This is a genomic window from Mammaliicoccus stepanovicii (assembly GCF_002902525.1).
GTDB lineage: Bacteria > Bacillota > Bacilli > Staphylococcales > Staphylococcaceae > Mammaliicoccus > Mammaliicoccus stepanovicii.
In genome coordinates this window covers 1-304 of sequence record NZ_PPQZ01000124.1, presented here as the reverse complement: position 1 = coordinate 304, position 304 = coordinate 1, and the positions used below count along the sequence as shown (strand labels likewise).

Annotated in this window: 1 protein-coding gene; it reads right to left on the bottom strand. The window is 43.4% G+C overall.

The annotated features are described in order from the left end of the window. Window positions 1–304: Ig-like domain-containing protein (locus CD111_RS12590; RefSeq protein ID WP_240610514.1), on the bottom strand; the 304-nt coding region annotated here is incomplete at both ends.

Below are 304 nucleotides of genomic sequence, written 5' to 3'. Positions count from 1 at the left end.
AACTTTAGAACCTGGTTCAGCCGTAACTGTGATTGGATCAGTAGATCCAGCTTTACCTGTTAAATCTGTGTCGATTACTGGTTTAGAAGGTGGTGTGTTATCCGTCACTTTTACTGGATCAGATGATTCAGAAGTATTTGGATGTTCCGCCTTATCTGTTGCCTTCGCTGTGACATTACCTTCCGGTAAAGGTTGTGTCGGTGTAATCGTAGCGTGACCTTGATCATCAGCTTCGCCTTCACCAATCTTATGCCCATCTTTATCAAATAGTTCGACTTTAGAACCTGGTTCAGCCGTAACTGTG